Source organism: Alkalisalibacterium limincola, assembly GCF_008017755.1.
Lineage (GTDB): Bacteria > Pseudomonadota > Gammaproteobacteria > Xanthomonadales > Xanthomonadaceae > Alkalisalibacterium > Alkalisalibacterium limincola.
The window spans coordinates 1-19,617 of the sequence record NZ_VRTS01000006.1 but is presented as its reverse complement, the minus strand read 5'-3'; the positions used below and the strand labels follow the sequence as shown (position 1 = coordinate 19,617).

Here is a 19,617-nt window from a genome sequence, read left to right as displayed (position 1 = left end):
GCGAAGATCAGTCCCAGCTGGTCCAGTTGAAGTAGGCGACGAACTGCGCGGCGAAGAAGGTCAGCACCAGGTAGATGCCCAGCGTGGACATGCTCTGGCCCATGCCCCGGATGACGTCCTCGTCGCTCTTGATCGTGCGCGCGGCGATGCCGTAGGTGATGCCGACCACCACGCCGTAGAGGAAGATGATCGCCACCACGCTGTTGAGGAAGGGCGAGCGCAGCAGATCGTTGGTCTCCTGGTCGCGCATGAAGCCCGAGCCGGGGAACAGGCCGATGGGCAGCGCGGCCCAGACGAGCAGCAGCGTGATCAGGATGGTTGCCGCCAGGGCCCACTTCAGGCCGCGCTTCTCCTCGGGCTTGAGTCGCTGGGCCTCCGGGTCGGCCGCATGTTGCGCTTCGGCTTCCTGGTCATCGGGCACTTCAGTGGGCTTGTCCGGGAAGCGCGGCGCCACGATCTTCTCGGTGACGAACCAGCCCAGCAAGGTGACCACCGGGGTCGAGGCGATCATGAAGTACCAGTTGGCGACCGCGGAGACGGTGTACCCCGGGTCGACGATGCGCGCGGCCTCCTGCGAGAGGCCGGCCAGCAGCGGGTCGATCGTGCCGATCAGGATGTTGGCCGAGTAGCCGCCGGAAACACCGGCGAACGCGGCGGCCATGCCCAGGATCGGGTGCCGGCCGGCGGCCAGGAAGATCAGGCCCGCCAGGGGCACCAGCAGCACGTACCCGATCTCGCTGGCCATGTTCGACATCACGCCGGCGAACACCATGACCGGGGTGAGCAGGTAACGCGGCGAGGACAGCACCAGCAGGCGCAGCGACGCGCCGATCATGCCCGAGTGCTCGGCCACGCCGATGCCCAGCAGCGCCACCAGCACCGTGCCCAGCGGCGCGAAGCTGGTGAAGTTCGTCACCATGTTGGTGCTGATGCGGTGCAAGCCCTCCAGCGTCATCAGGTTGACCACGCCGATGCTCTCCCCGGTGCTGGGGTGCGGTGCGCTCAGGTCGAAGTACGCCGCCACGCCCGACATCAACACCACCAGCACGGCCAGCAGCGCGAACAGCGTGGCGGGATGGGGCAGGGCATTGCCGCCCTTCTCGACGACATTCAGGAAACGGTCGATCCAGGTGGTCTTGGCGGCAGCGGTGTGGGTCATCGGCAGGGTCTTCGTCGCGGGGCCCCGGGAACGCGGGGCAAGCGCCGCAATATAACCGAGGTGGCGGCCGGAACCGAGGGTGGCTGGCCGGACCGGGCCCACGCATACTGCCCGGGTCGGCTGCAGCGCCGCGGACGGGGGAAGGGCATGGCATGGCTTGCGACCTTTGCGTTGGGCGTGGTGGTGGGTTGGGCCATCTGGACCTACAACCGGCTGGTTCGACTGCGCAACCAGGTCCGCGCCGGCTGGAGCGACATCGACGTCCAGCTGACCCGGCGCCACGACCTGGTGGGCAACCTGGTGGAGGCGGTGCGCGGCTACGCCAGCCATGAATCGGCGCTGTTGCACAGCGTGACCGCGCTGCGCAGCGAGGCGATGCGCACCGAAAGCCCGGCGCGGCTGGCCACGCTGGAATCCCGGCTCGAGCAGGCGGTGGGCAGCCTGTTCGCGCTGCGCGAGGCGTATCCCGAGCTCAAGGCCAGCGGCAACTTCCTGCAACTGCAACGCGACCTGGTCGATGTCGAGGACCAGCTGCAGTACGCGCGGCGCTTCTACAATGGCGCGGTCCGCCAGTTCAACGATGGCATACAGCGCGTGCCCGACGTGGTGGTGGCGCGCGGATCCGGCTTCCGCGAGGCCGAGTTCTACCAGGCAGCCGAAGGCGAGCGCACCGTGCCGCGTGTCGGGGAGGCCGCATGAAGGCGTGGTGGGTCGCGTTGCTGGGCCTGGCCTTGGCGCTGGGTGCGACGCCGGCGCCGGCCCAGGAGAGGATCCTGGCCTACCACAGCCTGCTGGAGGTGCAGTCCGACGGCAGCCTCGAGGTCACCGAGACGATCCGCGTGCGCGCCGAAGGCCGCGACATCCGTCGCGGCATCTACCGCGACTTCCCGACCCGCTACCGCGACCGCGCGGGCAACCGGGTGAGGGTGGCTTTCGAGCCGCTGGAGGTGCTGCGCGATGGCCAGCCCGAGCCCTGGTTCACCGAGCGCCGCAGCAACGGCGTGCGCCTGAACACCGGCGATGACCGCTTCCTGGCGGTCCCGGGCGAGTTCGAATACACGCTGCGCTATCGCACCACGCGCCAGTTGGGCTTCTTCGACGACCACGACGAACTGTATTGGAACGTGACCGGGTCGGGTTGGGACTTCGCGATCGCCAAGGCCAGTGCCGAGGTGCGGCTGCCTGGGGACGTGCCCGCCGGACGCATCACGGCCGAAGCCTACACCGGCGCCGAGGGCGCCACCGGCCAGGCCTACGTCGCTTCGACCCTGGATGGAAGGGCGCGATTCGAGACCACGGTGCCCCTCGGACGCAACGAGGGCCTGACGATCGTCGTGGGCTTTCCCAAGGGGTTGGTCGAGGAGCCCTCGCGGCTGCAGCGCCTGGGCTGGCTGCTCCACGACAACCGCGGCGTGCTGGTGGCCGGCTTCGGTTTCGTGCTGCTGTTGGCCTTCTATCTGTCGCAATGGCGGCGCCACGGGCGCGACCCGCAGGGCGGGCCGCTCTTTCCCCACTACGATCCGCCGCAAGCACTGGGGCCGGCCGCCCAGCGCTATCTGCGGCGCATGAAGTACGACGACCGCTGCTTCACCGCCGACGTCGTCGACCTGGCGGTGCATGGACACGTGCAGATCCGCGAAGACGCGAAGGAGTGGTCCCTGCACCGGGTGGCCGGAAAGGGGGCGGGCGGCGTGCCGTCCTCGCAGGCGGCGCTGCTGGAGAAGCTCTTCAAGGCCGGGGACACCGTGGTCCTCAGGAACACCAACGCGGCCACGATCGGCGCTGCGCGCTCGGCGCAGATGCAGGCGCTCGCGAAGTCCTGCGTTCCGCGCTATTTCGTGCGCAACCTCGGAACGGTCGGCCTCGGCGTGCTGGGATGGCTGCTGGCGACCGCCCTGGCGCTGGTCGTGGCGGGCGGGGACGGATTGCCGCTGACGCTCGGCGTGACCGCGCTGGGGCTGGTGGCGCACTTCGTATTCGCGGCGCTCATGCATGCGCGCACCGGCGAAGGCCGGCGGCTGCTCGACGAGATCGAGGGACTGCGGCTGTACATGGGCGTCGCAGAGAAGGGTGAGCTGGGAAGCGTGCAGGCGCCACGGGGCGAAGCGCCGCCGCTGGACGCCGGCCGCTACGAGCGGCTCCTGCCGTATGCGATCGCCCTCGACGTGGAGCAGGCCTGGACGAAGAAGTTCACGCTGGCCGTCGGTGCGGCGGCGGCAGCGGCGGTTGCCTCCTCCATCGCCTGGTACCACGGCCGTGGCGGGGTTTCCGACCTCGGGCGGATGAGCCGCTCGCTTGGTTCCTCGCTCAACTCCAGCATCAGTTCCTCCGCGCGCCCGCCGGGCAGCAGTTCCGGCGGGGGTGGCGGCGGATCGTCCGGCGGTGGCGGAGGAGGCGGCGGGGGCGGGGGGCGCTGAGGTCGGGTAGCGCAGGCTCAGCGCTTGCGCGAGGCCCCGCCGGCGAGTCCGCCCAGTGCGCCGCGCAGGATCTGCCGGCCAATCTGGTTGCCCATCGTGCGCATCGTCGACTTCGTCACCGCTTCGATGCGCCCTGGCGCGTCCCGTGCCGAACAGCATGTCCTTGAGCCAACTCCCGCCGTTGTTGCCGCTGCCGCCGGCCTTGTTTCCTGCCGGGCGGGACTGCGTGGGCGCGTCCGCCAGCGCCTCGCTGGCACGCTGGGCCAGGATCTCGTACGCCGACTCGCGGTTGACCGGGGTGTCGTAGCGCGCGCCCACCGGGCTGCGACTGCGCACCAGCGCGCGCTCCTCGTCGGTGATCACGCCCATGCGGCAGCGTGGCGGGGCCATCAGCGTGCGCTCGACCGGCATCGGCACGCCCTTGTCCTGCAACGTGGACACCAGGGCCTCTCCCACGCCCAGCCGGGTGATCGCGTCTGCCACCTTGAAGTCGGGGTTGGGTACGAACGTCTCCGCGGCCGCACGCACCGCCTTCTGGTCACGCGGGGTGAAGGCACGCAACGCATGCTGGACGCGGTTGCCCAACTGGGCCAGCACGTCGTTGGGGACGTCGTCGGGCAATTGCGAGCAGAAGTACACGCCCACGCCCTTGGAGCGGATCAGCCGCACCACCTGCTCCACCCGCTGGCGCAGACCCGGCGGGCAGTCGTTGAAGAGCAGGTGGGCCTCGTCGAAGAAGAACACCAGCTTGGGCCGGTCGAGGTCGCCGACTTCGGGGAGCGTCTCGAACAGTTCCGAGAGCAGCCACAGGAGGAAGGTGGAGTACAGGCGCGGTTGCAGGATCAACTTTTCCGCACTGAGCAGGTTGATGACCCCGCGACCGGACATGTCCTGGCGCATCAGGTCGGCGAGCTCCAGTGCCGGTTCGCCGAAAAAGTGCCTGCCCCCGACCGACTCCAGGCGCAGCAGCGCCCGCTGGATCGCACCGATCGACGGCGTGCTGATCAGGCCGTACTGCGTCGAGATGCGCTGCCGGTGCTCCTGTGCGAAGCCCAGCAGCGCGCGCAGGTCGTCGAGGTCGAGCAGCAGCAGGCCTTCCTCGTCGGCCAGCCGGAACACGATGTCGATGACGCCGGCCTGGACCTCGTTGAGCTCCAGGACGCGCGAGAGCAGGGTAGGCCCCATCTGCGACACCGTGGTCCGCACCGGATGCCCTTTCTCGCCGTGCAGGTCCCAGAACACGACCGGGTTGCCTTCGTGGCTGTAGCCCGCCAGGCCCAGCGTATCGACCCGCTCCTGCAGGCGCTCGCTGGGCCTGCCGGGCATGGCCAGTCCGGCGATGTCGCCCTTCACGTCGGCCATGAAGACCGGAACCCCCATGCGCGAGAAGCCTTCGGCCATCAGCATGAGCGTGACCGACTTGCCGGTGCCGGTGGCGCCGGCGACAAGGCCGTGGCGGTTGCCATACCGGGCCAGCAGGTGGACGGATCGGGTGCCCTTGCCCAGGAACAGCTCGCTCACGCGGGAAACCTCCGGCCGATGGTGAGGCCTGATTCTAGGCCGATCGGCGCCGATAGCGTGACGTCCCATGCATTCCCGGTGATCCACGCGATCGCCATGGTTGTTGCCAACGTGCGCGGGTCGTTAGGCTAGCGCGTTGCCCCGCCTGCTGGTGCCTGCCGATGCGTCGATTGCTGTTGTTCCTCGTTTTCCTGCCGATGGCCTGTGCCCAGACCGGCCCCAGCCGGCCGGGCGACGGCGCCGGGGCAGCCTTCGATGCCGAGCTGCAGGCCGCGGCCACGCTGTATCGCGCCGGACTGGAACAATCGGCGCGGGGCGAGGCCAGCCTGGGGCACGAATCGATCGAGCGTGCCAGCGCACGCCTGCGTGAACTGGCCAGCGCCTGCGTGGCGCGCAGTGATTGCGATGGCGACCGGGTCGTGGCCGTCTACGACAGCCTCCTCGCCCGGCGTGCCGAAGCCACCGAGGTCGAGGCCGAAGACGCGGCCAGGGCGTTGCCGGTGGCGCGCGGCGCCGACGACGATCAACAAGCTCAACGGGCGGCAATTGCGCGACGTGATCGAGCTCAACGACCCGGTCAAGGCCGCGTTGACCGAATGGCTGACCTGGATGCGGCCGCAGTTGCTGACCAGCTGGGACAACTACCAGTTCATGCGCCACCTGATGTGGCCGGAGTACGAGCGTGCCGGGCTGCCCGAGGCGATCCTCTTCGGCATCCTGGCCAAGGAGTCCGGGGGGCCGCGTGCACGCGATCTCGCGCGCCGGCGCCACCGGGCCGCTGCAGTTCATGTACCAGACCGGCCTGCGCTTCGGGCTGGGCCGCGTGGACGGATTCGACACCCGCTACGACCCCCAGCTCTCCGCGCGCGCCAACGTGGCCTACCTGCAGGAACGGCTGGCCGAGCTCGACGGCGACCTGGAGCTGGCCCTGGCTGCCTACAACGGTGGCGAGGGCCGGGTCGGCCGCCTGTATCGGGCGCATCCCGGCAAGCGCTTCTGGGACCCGGAAATCTACTCGCAGCTGCCCTCGGAAACGCAGGAGTACGTGCCGATGGTGCTGGCGGCGGCGTGGCTGTTCCTGCATGCCGACGAGTACGGGCTGGAGCTGGGCCCGGTCGACACGCGCCCGGGCTCGGTGCTGCTGGTGCGCGACGCGACGCTCAATGAACTGGCCATCTGCATCGGCAGTGCGGGAGCGCGCGAGGGCTGGTTCCGGGTGCTGCGCAACCTCAATGCGCGATACCAGACAGGCGACGTGATCCCGGCCGGCAGCGAATTCGCGGTGCCGCGCCAGCTCGAGCCGGTCTATTACTCGCAATGCGTCGACGAGGGCCGGGCGACGCTGGCACGCACGCTGGTATCGGCGCGCGCGCCGGCTGCGGCGCAAACCGCCGCGGCCAGCGCGGCCCGGACCCACACTGTGGGCCGGGGCGACACACTGGCGTCGATCGCGCGGCGATACAACTGTGGCGGCACCACGGCGCTGGCCCGGGCCAACGGCATCAGCGGACCGGGCTTCGTGATCCGGCCGGGGCAGCGCATCCAGCTGGTGGGGTGCAGCGGCTGAGCCCGGCCGGGGTCGCGACGGAAACCGTTAAGCTGCGACGTTCGAAGATGACGATGTCGCCACCACACCCGGGGAGTCCGCCATGACCTGTCGCCCGCTGTCCCTTTCCGTCGTGGTGTTGATCGGGTTGGCACTGTGGCCGGTGGCCGAGGCCGAGGCGATGCGGTGCGGAGGGCGCGTCGTTTCCAGCGGTGACTACGACTTCCAGGTGCGCGAGCGCTGCGGTGAGCCGCACTGGGTCGAGACGCGGCGCGAGCTCCTCACGCAGGGCGCCTACGGGCCGCTGGAGCGGCGCCAGGAGCGCGTCATCGAGGCGTGGTACTACGACCGCGGCGCCAACGCGCTTGTGCAGCGTCTGGTCTTCGTCGACGGTCGACTCTCGCGCACCGAGTCCGCCGGCTACGGCCCCGGGGCGCGCACCGGGAACTGTGGCGATGTCGATTTCAGCCGCGGCGCCACGACGGGCGAGATCGCCCTGCGCTGTGGCCAGCCCGATTCACGGGCGCTTCGCTACCGCGACGAGATCCGTCGCGACTCTCGCGGCAATGAGCTGCTGCGGCCCCGCGAGGTGGAGGAGTGGGTCTACGCCGGCAGCGGCGGCCGCCTGGGGCGGCTGCTGCTGTTCGAGGACGGGCGCCTGCAGCGGGTCAGCACGCTGCCACGCTGAACGATGTTCAGCGCAGGACGCGGCCCAGCCGTTGTCCCATCCTCACGGGCTGCTGCGGCTGCAAATCGTCCTCGAGCACGACGGCGTCGCGCGGGAACAGCACGATGACGGTCGATCCGTAATTGAAGCGCGCCATTTCCTCGTGCCGCCCCAGCTCGATGCCCTGGTTGCGCCAGTCGCGCTCGCGCACGCGGCTGGCGTAGGGCGGGATCTCCTCGCCGCCCCAGACGGTTTCCACGCCCGACACCAGGATCGCCCCGACCATCACCTGGCACATCGGACCGAAGCCGGTGTCGAAATGGCAGACCAGGCGCTCGTTGCGCGCGCAAAGGCGCGGAATGGCCTGCATCGCCCACGGGGCCACGCTGAACAGCCGTCCGGGAATGTGGAGCGTGTGGGTCAGGCGCCCGGCCCAGGGCATGTGCACGCGGTGGTAGTCGCGCGGGGACAGGTAGATGTTGGCGAACCAGCCGTCCTCGTAGGCGCGGGCCGCCGCTTCGTCGCCCAGCAGCTCGGCGATCGTGAACTCCTGGCCCTTGGCCTGCACCATGCGACCTTCGCGGATGCGTCCGACCTGGTGCACGCGACCGTCGGCGGGCATCAGCAGGCTGGCCGGATCCGGGTCGGCCGGTCGCGCGCCCTCGCGCAGCGCCCGGGTGAAGAACGCATTGAAGTGCACGTAGCCGTGGGGGTCGGGGTTTGCCGCCTCGGCCAGGTTGACGTCGAACTTGCGGATGACCAGGTCGGTCAGCCAGTTCTTGAACCAGCGCACGCGGATCCGGGCGACGCCATGGGCGATGCGAGAGAGGAAACGGTGTGGCAGCAGGTACTGCGCAACGAGCTTCGGGCTCATCGGGTGGCCTCGACCAGCGCCACCATGTCGTCCGCCAGGCGCTGCGGCGGGAAGCTGGGACCGGGCTCGTTGGCGGGGCGCGGGCGGATGAAGCCGATGAAGTTGCCGTCCGGGTCGAGGACGGAGAGCTGGGCGGAGTGGTCGATGGTGTAGTCCTCCCCGTCCAGCGACACCTTGGCGAACACCAGCAGCAGGCTGCGCCCGAAACGCTCCAGCACCGGCACCTCGGCGGTGGCGCCGATCGCGGAATCACTGAAGAAGCCGGCGTACTCCTGGGCCAGTTCCGGCGAGTCGCGCTCCGGATCCGCCGAGACGAACACGATGTTGGGCCGCTGCGACTCCGGCAGCGCCTGCGCCCAGAGCCTTTCCGCCTGGCCCAGCTCCGCCAGCGTGGTCGGGCAGATGTCGGGGCAGTGGGTGAAGCCGAGGAACACGATCGAGAAGCGGCCGGTCAGGCGGCCTTGTCCAGCGTCGCGCCATCGGCCCGCTGCAGCGTGAAGTCCGGCACCTCGCGCGCTTCGGGCAGCAGCGTCACCAGGTCCATCTCCGGCAGGCGGGTTCGGTCGCCCAGGCCCTGGGACAGCCACAGGCCAAGGCCGGCGGCCACGGCGGCGACGAGGATGTATACGGTGGTGCGGTTGAACATGGGGGTGCCAGCGGTGCGGGACAGCCCGCGATTATAGCCGCCGCACCGCTATACTCGCTCCCTGCAACGATTCCCGGGCTTCCCATGACCGCCGAACTGGCCTCCATCATCGATTTCATCCGCTACGGCGCCAGCCGCTTCGCCGAGGCCGGGCTGACCTTCGGGCACAGCTACGACAACGCCCTCGACGAGGCCACCCAGCTGGTCCTGCACGCGCTGCACATGCCGCATGACCTCAAGCCCGTCTACGGCCACGCGAAGTTGACCGCCGAGGAGAAGACGAAGGTCCTGGCCTTGCTGCAGCGGCGCATCGACGAGCGGGTCCCGGCGGCCTACCTGGTCGGAGAGGCGTGGTTCGCCGGCCTCAGCTTCAAGTCCGACCCCCGTGCGCTGGTGCCGCGCTCGCCGATCGCCGAACTGATCGAGTCCGGTTTCGAGGACTGGCTCGAGGGCCGCGAGGTCTACCGCGCCCTGGACCTGTGCACCGGCTCGGGCTGCATCGCCATCGCGATGGCGGCCCATCGGCCGGACTGGGAAGTGGTGGGCACCGACATCAGCGAGGACGCGCTGGCGCTGGCGGTCGAGAACAAGCAGCGCCTGTCCTGCGGCAACGTCGAGTTCCGTCGCTCCGACCTGTTCGGTGGGCTGCACGGCGAGGTGTTCGACCTCATCGTCACCAATCCGCCCTATGTCACCCACGACGAGACCGACGCGCTGCCGCCGGAGTATGCGCACGAGCCCGAGCTGGGCCTGCGCGCCGGTGACGACGGGCTGGACCTGGCGCTGAAGATCATGCGCGACGCGCCGGAGTACATGAGCGAGGAGGCGTTGCTGATCTGCGAGGTCGGCGAGGCCGAGCGCGCGCTGGTCGAGTTGCTGCCGGAGATCCCGTTCCACTGGATCGAGTTCCGCGTCGGCCAGATGGGCGTGTTCGCGATCGACCGCAACGACCTGCTGGCGCACCACGAGCACATCAGCGAACTCGCCGACGCGCGCGGCTGAGCGGGGAGGGCGACGACCTTGAACAGCTTCGGACACCTGTTGCGCGTCACGACCTTCGGCGAGAGCCACGGGCCGGCGATCGGCTGCGTCGTCGACGGCTGCCCACCCGGACTGGAGCTTGCGCCGGAGGAGTTCGTCGCCGACCTCCAGCGCCGGGCCACCGGCACCTCGCGCCATGTCTCGCAACGCCGCGAGGCCGACGAGGTCGAGATCCTGAGCGGCATGTACCAGGGCAGGACCACCGGCACGCCCATCGCGCTGCTGGTACGCAACACCGACGCCCGCAGCAAGGACTACGACGCGATCGGCGAACAGTTCAGGCCGGCGCACGCCGACTACACCTATTGGCAGAAGTACGGAATCCGCGACCCGCGCGGCGGTGGCCGCAGTTCGGCGCGGGAAACCACGATGCGCGTGGCTGCCGGCGTGATCGCGAAGAAGTGGCTGGCGCAGCACTTCGGCATCCTTGTCCGCGGGCACCTCTCGCAGCTGGGCGAGGTGCTGCCCGAGGGCTTCGACTGGGAGGCCGTGGAGGCCAACGCCTTCTTCTGGCCCTGGTCGGCGCAGGTGCCGGCCCTGGAGGCCTACATGGATGCGCTGCGCAAGTCGGGCGACTCGGTCGGCGCGCGCGTGCGCGTGGTGGCCCGCGGCGTGCCGCCGGGCTGGGGCGAGCCGGTGTACGGCAAGCTCGACGGCGACCTGGCCGCGGCGCTGATGAGCATCAACGCGGTCAAGGGCGTCGAGATCGGCGACGGCTTCGATGCGGTGGCGCAGAAGGGCAGTGTCCACCGCGACGAAATGACCCCCGGGGGCTTCCTGAGCAACCACGCCGGCGGCGTGCTTGGCGGCATCAGCAGCGGCCAGGACGTGATCGCCTCGATCGCGCTCAAGCCCACCTCGAGCCTGCGCATCCCGGGCCGGGGTGTCGACGTGCGCGGCGAGGCCGTCGAGGTCGTCACGACCGGGCGACACGATCCCTGCGTGGGCATCCGTGCCACGCCGATCGCCGAGGCGATGGTGGCGCTGGTGCTGATGGACCACGCGCTGCGCCACCGCGCCCAGTGCGGCGATGTCGGTGAGGTCCATCCGAAGATTCCCGGGCACGCCTCCTGAGCGTTGCCCCCGTTTCCCCCGTCCCGACCCGGGACAGCGTCCAACCGGAACACACACCATGAGCGACAAGCGATTCAATGTAGCCATCGTCGGCGCGACCGGCGCGGTCGGCGAAACGATGCTGGCCATCCTCGCCGAACGGCAGTTCCCGATCGGCCAGCTGCACGTGCTGGCCAGCGAGCGCTCGGCGGGCGACACGCTCGAATTCGGCGCCAGGAAGCTTACCGTCCGGGACGTCGCCACCTTCGACCCGACAGGCGTGGATATCGCGCTGTTCTCCGCCGGTGGCGGGGTGTCGAAGGAATATGCGCCGAAGTTCGCGGCGGCGGGCGCCGTGGTGATCGACAACTCCTCGGCCTTCCGCTACGAGGACGACGTGCCGCTGGTGGTGGCCGAGGTCAATCCCGAGGCGATGCGCGACCGCCCTCGCGGCATCATCGCCAATCCGAATTGCTCGACGATGCAGATGATGGTGGCGCTGGGCCCGATCCACCGCCGCTACGGCATCACCCGCATCAACGTGGCCACCTACCAGTCGGTGTCCGGCGCCGGGCGCTCGGGCATGGAGGAGCTGGGGCGGCAGACGGCGGCGATGCTGAGTTTCCAGGAGCTCGAACCGAAGAAGTTCGCCGCCCAGATCGCCTTCAACCTGATCCCCCAGATCGACGAATTCCTCGACAACGGCTACACGAAGGAGGAAATGAAGCTGGTGTGGGAAACCCGGAAGATCCTCGGTGACGACACCATCCAGGTGAACCCCACCGCGGTGCGCGTGCCGGTGTTCTATGGCCACTCCGAGGCCGTGCACCTGGAGACACGGGAAAAGGTGACCGCCCTGCAGGCCCGGGAGCTTCTGGCCGCCTCGCCGGGCGTGGAGGTGGTCGACGACCCTGCCAGCGGCCTGTGGCCCACGCCGGTGACGCACGCCGCCGGGACCGATCCGGTCTACGTGGGCCGCATCCGCGAGGACATCTCCCATCCGAACGGCCTGGACCTGTGGATCGTCGCCGACAACATCCGCAAGGGCGCGGCGCTCAACGCCGTGCAGCTGGCGGAATGCTTGGTTGCCGAGCACGCGTGAACGTATAGTCCGACGAGTACTAGCGGTTGGCGCGCCTTCGCGCCGGCCGATCCGGGGAGGGGAATGTGAGAAAGAAGATCCTGTCGCTGCCGCTGTTGCTATCGCTCGGCCTGGCCAGTGGTCACGCCGCTGCCGTGGGCCTTGGCCAGATCGAGGTGCAGTCGCGCCTGAACCAGCCACTGGTGGCGGAAATCCGCCTGTTGCAGGTTTCGCCCGCCGAGCTCGAGCGCATGCATGTTCGACTGGCCTCGCCGGAAGCCTTCTCGCGCGTGGGCCTGGATCGCCCCTCGGCGATGACGGCGAACCTGCAGTTCTCCCTGGACACCAATGCACGTGGCGAGCCGGTCATCCGCGTCACGACGCCCAGCCGGGTCAACGATCCGTTCCTGAGCTTCCTGCTGGAGATCGAGTGGGGTGCGGGGCGGTTGGTGCGCGAATACAACGTGCTGCTCGACCCGCCCTACATGGCGCCCGCCACCCGCGCCCAGGTGGCGCCGGCGACGACCACGCCCGCAGCACCCGTCCAGCCGGCTCCCGCGATAGCGTCGCCGCGCGCCGAGCCCGCGGCGCAGGCTCCGCCGAGTGCTTCGGAGGCGCCGGCACCGCTTCCGCCAGCGCCAGCCCCGGTGCCCGCGCCGGTGCCGCCCCCGCCTGCGACACCGCAGCCCCCTGCCGCCCCGGTCGCTGCACCGGCGGCGGCAGCCACGGCGGCTACCGCGGCCGGCGGCACCTTCACCGTGGCCACGGGCCAGACCCTGTCGTCGATCGCCAACCGCGAGCGCGATGCCGACGTCAGCGTGAACCAGATGATGATCGCGCTGCTGCGGGCGAATCCCGACGCATTCATCGATGGCAACATCAACCTGTTGCGCGCCGGCGCGGTGATGCGCCTGCCCTCCCGGGACGAAGTGGTGGCCCTGCGTGCCGCCGAAGCCAACGCGATGGTCAGCGAGCAGGTTGCGGCGTGGAACGCACGCCGCGCGCCGGTTCCCCAGCCCGCCGAGACGCCGCGCCAGCAGCCCACCAGGACCCCGGTCGCCTCCGGGTCCGAGGCACGTCTGGCGATCGTCCCGCCGAGCGGCGAGGCGGGTCCGTCGGGCGCCCAGTCCGGGGCGGCGGCCGGTGGCGAGGGCACGCAGTTGCGCGTGGAGCTGACCCAGGCCGAAGAAGAAATCGCGGCCCGCGATGCCGAGATCGAGGAAATGCGCTCGCGCATGGATGAGCTCGAGGCGCTGGCCGAACGGCAGGCGCGGATGATCGAGCTGCGCAGCCAGGAGATGGAGGACATGCAGCGCCAGCTGCGCGAGGCGCGCGAGGGTCGCGTCGAGGTGGATCCGGCGGCCGGCGACCCGGTCGCGACGGCGACGCCCTGGTATCGGCACCCGCTGAGCCTGGGCGGCCTGGCGCTGCTCGTGGTGGGTGGCCTGGTCTGGCTGTTCACCCGTCGCCGGCGCGAGCCCGGCGTGGCGGCTGGCCGCGCGGGCTCCCTCGCCGCCAGCATTGAAGCCGCGCGCAGCTCTTCGACGGCGCCCGTTCCGGTTGGCGACGACACCGTCGAGGAGCCGGAGGAAGTCCTCGATGACGAAGGGGCGGTGCAGGTTGATGCCGACCATGAACCACTGGCCCCGACGGGGTCCGGGTCGGAGGGCATGGACGATTGGGGCGAACCCGAGTCCGGGGACCGGCCCGGCGTGCACGATTCCAGGCCAGTCCCCGACCCGGCCGAGGAGGGTGCCGAGCCGGTCCGGGCGACACCTGCCGACCTCCCGCACGACGCGGATGGCGCGGAAAGCGAGGGCGATGGGTCCCCCACCGATGGGGAGCCGGTCGAGGACCTGGAGCTGGATGACTGGGGTATCGATCCCGGGGAAGCGCAGGCCTCAAGCGCAACGGCGGGCGAGCCGGTGCATCGGCCTTCGATGACGACGGGACCGAAGCCGACGCCGTGGGCACGAAGCTAGAACTGGCCCGGGCGTATATCGACATCGGCGATGTCGACGGGGCCCGCGGGATGCTCGAGGAGGTATGCCAGGAGGGGACCGAGGCCCAGCAGGCGCAGGCCCGGGAGTTGCTCGACGGGCTGCGCTGAGCGCGGCTTATCATCGTGGTCGCGGGGGCCGGTTCGCGCCGGCCCCCGCGCGTTTGGACGGGAAGCCGTTTGTGAACACACAGCGCTGGGCCATGGGCCTTGAATACGACGGCGGCGACTTCCTTGGCTGGCAGCGGCTGGGGCACGGTGCCAGCGTCCAGGCCAGCCTGGAGGAGGCCCTGTCGAGCGTGGCGGCGTCGCCCGTGCAGGTGCAGTGCGCCGGCCGCACCGACTCGGGCGTACATGCGCGGTGCCAGGTGGTGCACTTCGATGCCACGGTCGAGCGCAGCGCGCGCAGCTGGGTCCTGGGGACCAACAGCCGCACCCCGAAGGCGATCGCCGTGCACTGGGCACAGCCGATGCCGGACCGCTTTCACGCCCGCTACGCAGCCAGGGCGCGACGCTACGTCTACCGACTGCTGAACAGACCGATACGGCCTGCCTTGAACCGCCAATACCTCTCCTGGGAGCCCAGGCCCCTGAACGCCTCGGCGATGCATCGCGCTGCCCAGGCCTTGCTGGGGGAGCACGACTTCAGCGCGTTCCGCGCCCAGGCATGCCAGGCCACCCACGCACGCCGCAACCTGCACATGATCGAGGTGCGTCGCGAACCCGACGAGGTCGTGGCGATCGACGTCCAGGCCAACGCCTTCCTGCACCACATGATCCGGAACATCGTCGGCAGCCTGATCCTGGTCGGTCGCGGCGAGCGCCCCGAGGACTGGATCGGCGGGTTGTTGGACGGGCGTCGCCGCGAGCTGGCCGGACCGACCGCTCCGGCCGCCGGGCTGACGTTCATCGGCCCGATGTACCCTGCCAGCTGGGGGTTGCCCGCCGAGGCGACCCTGCCGCCCGCCTGGGAGACCGGTGAATGAATTCGAACTGCCCCTACCTGCGCACGCGGGTCAAGTTCTGTGGCCTCACCCGCGCCGGCGACATCCGCCTGGCCGGTGAGCTGGGTGCCGATGCGATCGGCCTGGTGTTCGCCGAGGGCAGTCCGCGCCAGCTCGGCATCGACGAGGCGGCCTCGCTGCGCGGAGCGGTCGGCCCGTTCCTCAGCGTCGTGGCGCTGTTCATGGACAACGATCCCGATGATGTCGAGCGGGTCATCCAGCGCGTTCGCCCCCACGTGCTGCAGTTCCACGGCAGCGAAAGCGACAGCGAATGCCGTCGCTGGGGCCTGCCGTTCTTCAAGTCCGTGGCGATGGGCGAGGGGAGCGCCAGCGGGCGCAGCCATGCGCTCGAAGTGCTCAACCGTTACCCTTCCGCCACCGGATTCCTGTTCGACGGCCATGGCGAGGGCGAGCCGGGGGGGCAGGGCAAGCGCTTCGACTGGTCGCGCCTGCCGGCCGACCTCGGGCGCCCATGGATGCTGGCCGGGGGTCTGTCTCCCGATACCGTGTGCGACGCGGTCGTGCGCACCCGCTGCTGGGGCGTGGACGTGTCCAGCGGCATCGAGTCCGCGCCCGGCGTCAAGGACGGCGAGCGATGAAACGTTTCCTGGAAGAGGTCCGAAGTGCCGATTGCACCATCGACAAGTGAGCCCGCCGCGGCGGTCGACTACAGCGCTTTTCCCGACGCCCAGGGCCACTTCGGTCGGTACGGGGGCGTCTTCGTCTCCGAAACCCTGATCCAGCCCCTGGCCGAGCTCGATGCAGCCTACCGGCGCTACCGCGACGATCCGGAGTTCCTGGCCGAACTGCAACGCGACTACCGCCACTACGTCGGGCGTCCCAGCCCGATCTACGAAGCCGAGCGCCTCAGCCGCCACGTCGGCGGCGCGCGGATCCTCCTCAAGCGCGAGGACCTCAACCACACCGGCGCGCACAAGGTGAACAACACCATCGGCCAGGCCATGCTGGCCAAGCGCATGGGCAAGACCCGGATCATCGCCGAGACCGGCGCCGGCCAGCACGGCGTGGCCAGTGCCACCGTCGCCGCCCGGCTGGGGCTGGAATGCGTGGTGTACATGGGTGCGGTGGACGTCGAGCGCCAGGCCCCCAACGTGTTCCGCATGAAGCTGCTGGGTGCGCAGGTGCGCGCGGTCGAATCGGGCTCCAAGACGCTCAAGGACGCGCTCAACGAAGCCATGCGCGACTGGGTCACCAATGTCGAGGATACCTTCTACATCATCGGCACCGTCGCTGGTCCGCACCCGTACCCGATGCTGGTGCGCGATTTCAATGCCGTCGTCGGCCGCGAGGCGCGCGTGCAGATGCTGGAGGAGTACGGCCGGCTGCCGGACGCGCTGGTGGCCTGCGTCGGCGGTGGATCGAACGCGATCGGTCTGTTCCATCCCTTCCTGGGCGACGAGGGCGTGCGCATGTATGGCGCCGAGGCCGCCGGCGATGGCGTCGAGACCGGCCGCCATGCCGCTTCGCTGGTGGCTGGCCGCCCGGGCGTCCTGCATGGCAACCGCACCTATGTCATCTGCGACGACGATGGCCAGATCACCGAGACCCACTCGGTCTCCGCGGGCCTGGACTACCCCGGCGTCGGCCCCGAACATGCCTGGCTCAAGGACCTCGGCCGCGCGCAGTATGTGGGCATCACCGACGAGGAGGCGATGGAGGCCTTCCACCTGCTGGCCCGCACCGAAGGCATCCTGGCCGCACTGGAGTCCAGCCACGCGATCGCCCAGGCGATGAAGCTGGCTCGGGAGCTGCCGCGTGATGCGCTGGTGCTGGCCAACCTGTCCGGTCGCGGCGACAAGGACATCTTCACCATCGCCAAGCGCGAGGGCATCGAGCTTTGAACCGGATCGACACGCGCTTCGCGGCGCTGCGCGGGGCGGGCCGGAAGGCGCTGATCCCCTTCATCACCTGTGGCGACCCGTCGCTCGAGGCCACCGTGCCGGTCATGCACGCACTGGTGGAGGGCGGTGCCGACGTCATCGAGCTGGGCATGCCGTTCTCCGACCCGATGGCCGACGGCCCGGTGATCCAGCGCAGTTCCGAGCGGGCCCTGTCGCGAGGTGCCGGCACGCGCCACGTCATGGCCTGCGTGCGCGAGTTCCGGTCCACCGACGCGCATACGCCGATCGTGCTGATGGGCTACCTCAATCCGATCGAGATGCGTGGCCCGGAGGTCTTCGCGCACGAGGCTGCCGATGCCGGGGTCGACGGCCTGCTGCTGGTCGACCTGCCACCGGAAGAGGCTGCCGGGCACCGCGAGGTGTTCAACCGCGCGGGGCTGGCGCTGATCCCGCTGGCCGCCCCGACAACGTCCGATGCCCGCCGCGACCGGATGGCCGCCGAGGCGCAGGGCTACGTCTACTACGTGAGCTTCGCCGGAGTGACCGGTGGCGCCCAACTCGACACCAAGGCCGTGCGTGCGCCCGTGCACGCCCTGCGCGAGCGCGCACGGGTGCCGGTGGTGGTGGGCTTCGGCGTACGCGATGCGGCTTCGGCGGCGGCGCTGGCGCCGATGGCCGACGGTGTCGTCGTCGGCAGCGCGCTGGTCGACGTCCTGTCGCGGGCCGGAACCGCGGGCGAAGCCGCGGATGCCGCCCGGGAATTCATGCAGCCCCTGAGGCAGGCCCTGGACGAAGCGCCGCGGGACTGAGGCTGCCCTGCGGCGGCGTGGGCTGCGGCAATCCGGGGAGGCCCCGTGTCTTCACCTCGGCTACACTGTAGGGTCACGACAACACGATCGAGTGCCTGGAATGAGCTGGCTGCAGAAACTTATGCCTTCCCGGATCCGCACCCAGGGTGGAAACAAGAGGACGGTCCCCGAGGGCTTGTGGGACAAGTGCGAGCGTTGCTCGGCGGTGCTCTACCGTCCCGAGCTCGAGCGCAACCTCGAGGTCTGCCCGAAGTGCAACCATCATCGGCCCATCCGTGCGCGCCAGCGCCTGGAAGCCCTGCTTGATCCGGGCAGTGGCGTGGAGATCGGTGCCGAGCTGGGGCCGGCCGACGTCCTGAAGTTCCGCGATACCAAGAAGTACGCCGAACGCATCAAGGCCACGCAGAAGTCCGTGGGCGAGCGCGATGCGCTCATCGCGATGAAGGGTTCGCTCAAGGGCAGCGGGCTGGTCGCCGCCGCATTCGAGTTTCGCTTCATGGGTGGCTCGATGGGCTCGGTGGTCGGGGAGCGCTTCGCGCTGGCCGCCGAAGAGGCGCTGGCCGAGCGCGTACCCTTCGTGTGTTTTGCCGCCAGCGGCGGCGCCCGCATGCAGGAAGGCCTGTTCTCGCTGATGCAGATGGCCAAGACCTCGGCCGCCCTGGGGCGCCTGCGCGCTGCCGGCGTGCCGTTCATCTCGGTGCTCACGCACCCGACCACCGGTGGCGTGTCGGCAAGCTTCGCGATGCTGGGCGACCTCAACATCGCCGAGCCCCACGCGCTGATCGGCTTCGCCGGGCCCCGCGTCATCGAGCAGACCGTGCGCGAGACGCTGCCCGAGGGGTTCCAGCGTTCGGAGTTCCTGGTCGAGCACGGTGCGATCGACCTCATCGTCGACCGGCGCGAGATGCGTGATCGCCTCGCGCAGTTGCTGGCCATCATGACGCGCCAGCCCGCCCCGCAGGACCAGCCGGTTGCGGCACACGCCTGAGGGCGCCAAGGGAGTTCCAGACAATGGGTGATCGCAGGTACTTCGGGACCGACGGTATTCGCGGTCGCGTGGGCGAAGGCCCCATCGCGGCCGATTTCGTGCTGCGCCTGGGCAACGCGCTGGGCCGCGTCCTGGCAGCAGGCTCCGGGAAGCCGCCACTGGTGGTGATCGGCAAGGACACCCGCGTTTCGGGCTACATGTTCGAGGCGGCGCTGGAGGCCGGGCTGGTGGCCGCCGGGGCGCACGTGCGCCTGCTTGGCCCGATGCCCACCCCGGGCGTGGCCCACCTCACGCGCTCCCTGCGCGCGTCGGCCGGCATCGTCATTTCGGCCTCGCACAACCCGCACTACGACAACGGCATCAAGTTCTTCTCGGCCAATGGCGAGAAGCTCGACGACGCCACCGAGGCGGCCATCGAGGCTGCACTCGACGACGCATTCACCACGGTGGAGTCCGAGCACATCGGCAAGGTGGAGCGTGTCCGCGACGCGGTGACGCGCTACGTGGAGTTCTGCAAGTCGACCGTGCCGGTGGAGCTCTCGCTCTCTGGCCTGCGCATCGGCATGGACTGCGCGCACGGTGCCACGTACCAGACCGGGCCGAAGCTTTTCACCGAGCTGGGGGCCAAGGTGAGCGCCATCGGTGATGAGCCCGATGGGCTCAACATCAACCTGGGCGTGGGCTCCACCCATATCGAGGCCCTGTGCGAGCACGTGCGCGCCAGCGGGCAGGACCTGGGCATCGCCTTCGACGGGGATGGCGACCGCGTGCAGTTCGTCGATGGCCAGGGGCACGCGCTCGATGGCGACGACATCCTCTTCGTGCTGGCGATGGACTGGCATCGCGAAGGCCGCCTGAAGGGGCCGGTGGTCGGGACGCTGATGACCAATTACGGGCTGGAGAAGGCGTTCGCGACGGCGGGTATCGGATTCGTCCGCTCGCGCGTGGGT

At 69.9% G+C, this 19,617-nt stretch carries 19 protein-coding genes and 2 pseudogenes; 15 read left to right on the top strand and 6 right to left on the bottom strand.

The window, feature by feature from the left end; genetic code table 11:
• Positions 1-7 precede the first annotated feature (7 nt).
• A complete protein-coding gene (locus FU658_RS09275; RefSeq protein WP_255505517.1) occupies positions 8-1,159 on the bottom strand; it encodes an AbgT family transporter in 1,152 nt (383 codons plus the stop codon).
• 147 nt (positions 1,160-1,306) lie between these two features.
• On the opposite strand from FU658_RS09275, the gene FU658_RS09270 reads away from it, so the two are divergent.
• Together FU658_RS09270 and FU658_RS09265 are read left to right on the top strand one after the other, a co-directional pair.
• Positions 1,307-1,858: a LemA family protein gene (locus FU658_RS09270; protein ID WP_147891826.1), complete on the top strand. Its 552-nt coding sequence runs from the start codon at positions 1,307-1,309 to the stop codon at positions 1,856-1,858.
• Complete coding sequence (locus tag FU658_RS09265) at positions 1,855-3,576, top strand: DUF2207 domain-containing protein (RefSeq protein ID WP_187266030.1); 1,722 nt, start codon at positions 1,855-1,857, stop codon at positions 3,574-3,576. Before FU658_RS09270 ends, FU658_RS09265 begins: the two co-directional genes overlap by 4 nt.
• Positions 3,577-3,593: 17 nt before the next feature.
• Here FU658_RS09265 and FU658_RS09255 read toward each other — a convergent pair.
• Together FU658_RS09255 and FU658_RS09250 are read right to left on the bottom strand one after the other, a co-directional pair.
• Positions 3,594-5,097 (bottom strand): annotated as a pseudogene (locus FU658_RS09255) (helicase HerA-like domain-containing protein).
• A 128-nt stretch (positions 5,098-5,225) separates the two neighbouring features.
• Entirely contained in the window at positions 5,226-5,738 is a 513-nt protein-coding gene (locus FU658_RS09250) for a hypothetical protein (protein WP_147891825.1), read from the bottom strand.
• A 101-nt stretch (positions 5,739-5,839) separates the two neighbouring features.
• Here FU658_RS09250 and FU658_RS09245 point away from each other — a divergent pair, with 101 nt between their 5' ends.
• On the top strand, positions 5,840-6,664 hold the full coding sequence (locus FU658_RS09245) for a transglycosylase SLT domain-containing protein (protein ID WP_147891824.1): 825 nt from the start codon (positions 5,840-5,842) through the stop codon (positions 6,662-6,664).
• Positions 6,665-6,746: 82 nt separating this feature from the next.
• Complete coding sequence (locus FU658_RS09240; protein WP_147891823.1) at positions 6,747-7,331, top strand: DUF2845 domain-containing protein; 585 nt, start codon at positions 6,747-6,749, stop codon at positions 7,329-7,331.
• Positions 7,332-7,338: 7 nt separating this feature from the next.
• On the opposite strand, the gene asd is transcribed toward FU658_RS09240, so the two are convergent.
• Genes asd through FU658_RS15280 form a run of 3 tightly spaced genes read right to left on the bottom strand, consistent with a single transcriptional unit; the run spans position 7,339 to position 8,830 of the window.
• A complete protein-coding gene (gene asd, locus FU658_RS09235; protein WP_147891822.1) occupies positions 7,339-8,184 on the bottom strand; it encodes an archaetidylserine decarboxylase in 846 nt (281 codons plus the stop codon).
• On the bottom strand, positions 8,181-8,618 hold the full coding sequence (locus tag FU658_RS09230; RefSeq protein WP_255505516.1) for an SCO family protein: 438 nt from the start codon (positions 8,616-8,618) through the stop codon (positions 8,181-8,183). Before FU658_RS09230 ends, asd begins: the two co-directional genes overlap by 4 nt.
• Before the next feature lie 17 nt (positions 8,619-8,635).
• The gene (locus FU658_RS15280) at positions 8,636-8,830 is read right to left on the bottom strand and encodes a hypothetical protein (protein WP_255505515.1); all 195 of its coding nucleotides are present in this window, start codon (positions 8,828-8,830) and stop codon (positions 8,636-8,638) included.
• An 84-nt stretch (positions 8,831-8,914) separates the two neighbouring features.
• On the opposite strand from FU658_RS15280, the gene prmB reads away from it, so the two are divergent.
• The 11 genes and pseudogenes from prmB to FU658_RS09175 all read left to right on the top strand — a co-directional run.
• The gene (prmB, locus tag FU658_RS09225; protein WP_147891821.1) at positions 8,915-9,832 is read left to right on the top strand and encodes a 50S ribosomal protein L3 N(5)-glutamine methyltransferase; all 918 of its coding nucleotides are present in this window, start codon (positions 8,915-8,917) and stop codon (positions 9,830-9,832) included.
• Between the two features lie 18 nt (positions 9,833-9,850).
• Positions 9,851-10,945, top strand: coding sequence for a chorismate synthase (gene aroC, locus FU658_RS09220; protein ID WP_147891820.1), 1,095 nt, complete (start codon positions 9,851-9,853; stop codon positions 10,943-10,945).
• Positions 10,946-11,003: 58 nt separating this feature from the next.
• Positions 11,004-12,026 carry an aspartate-semialdehyde dehydrogenase gene (locus FU658_RS09215; protein WP_147891819.1) on the top strand — a complete coding sequence of 341 codons (1,023 nt, stop codon included), beginning with the start codon at positions 11,004-11,006 and terminating at the stop codon, positions 12,024-12,026.
• 65 nt (positions 12,027-12,091) lie between these two features.
• Positions 12,092-13,987 (top strand): type IV pilus assembly protein FimV, encoded by a 1,896-nt coding sequence (locus tag FU658_RS09210; RefSeq protein ID WP_147891818.1) that lies wholly within the window; start codon positions 12,092-12,094, stop codon positions 13,985-13,987.
• Entirely contained in the window at positions 13,972-14,115 is a 144-nt protein-coding gene (locus FU658_RS15275) for a FimV C-terminal domain-containing protein (RefSeq protein ID WP_277612828.1), read from the top strand. Before FU658_RS09210 ends, FU658_RS15275 begins: the two co-directional genes overlap by 16 nt.
• A gap of 92 nt (positions 14,116-14,207) precedes the next feature.
• Entirely contained in the window at positions 14,208-14,990 is a 783-nt protein-coding gene (gene truA, locus FU658_RS09200; RefSeq protein ID WP_147891966.1) for a tRNA pseudouridine(38-40) synthase TruA, read from the top strand.
• Positions 14,987-15,657: pseudogene (locus FU658_RS09195) on the top strand (phosphoribosylanthranilate isomerase). The gene truA and the pseudogene FU658_RS09195 overlap by 4 nt, the downstream one beginning before the upstream one ends.
• Positions 15,638-16,870, top strand: coding sequence for a tryptophan synthase subunit beta (trpB, locus tag FU658_RS09190; protein ID WP_147891965.1), 1,233 nt, complete (start codon positions 15,638-15,640; stop codon positions 16,868-16,870). Before FU658_RS09195 ends, trpB begins: the two are co-directional and overlap by 20 nt.
• Entirely contained in the window at positions 16,867-17,679 is an 813-nt protein-coding gene (trpA, locus tag FU658_RS09185; RefSeq protein ID WP_147891816.1) for a tryptophan synthase subunit alpha, read from the top strand. The genes trpB and trpA overlap by 4 nt, the downstream gene beginning before the upstream one ends.
• Before the next feature lie 100 nt (positions 17,680-17,779).
• Positions 17,780-18,667 carry an acetyl-CoA carboxylase, carboxyltransferase subunit beta gene (gene accD, locus FU658_RS09180; protein ID WP_147891815.1) on the top strand — a complete coding sequence of 296 codons (888 nt, stop codon included), beginning with the start codon at positions 17,780-17,782 and terminating at the stop codon, positions 18,665-18,667.
• Between the two features lie 23 nt (positions 18,668-18,690).
• The coding region (locus tag FU658_RS09175) for a phosphohexomutase domain-containing protein (RefSeq protein WP_147891814.1) at positions 18,691-19,617 on the top strand (927 nt) is incomplete at its 3' end.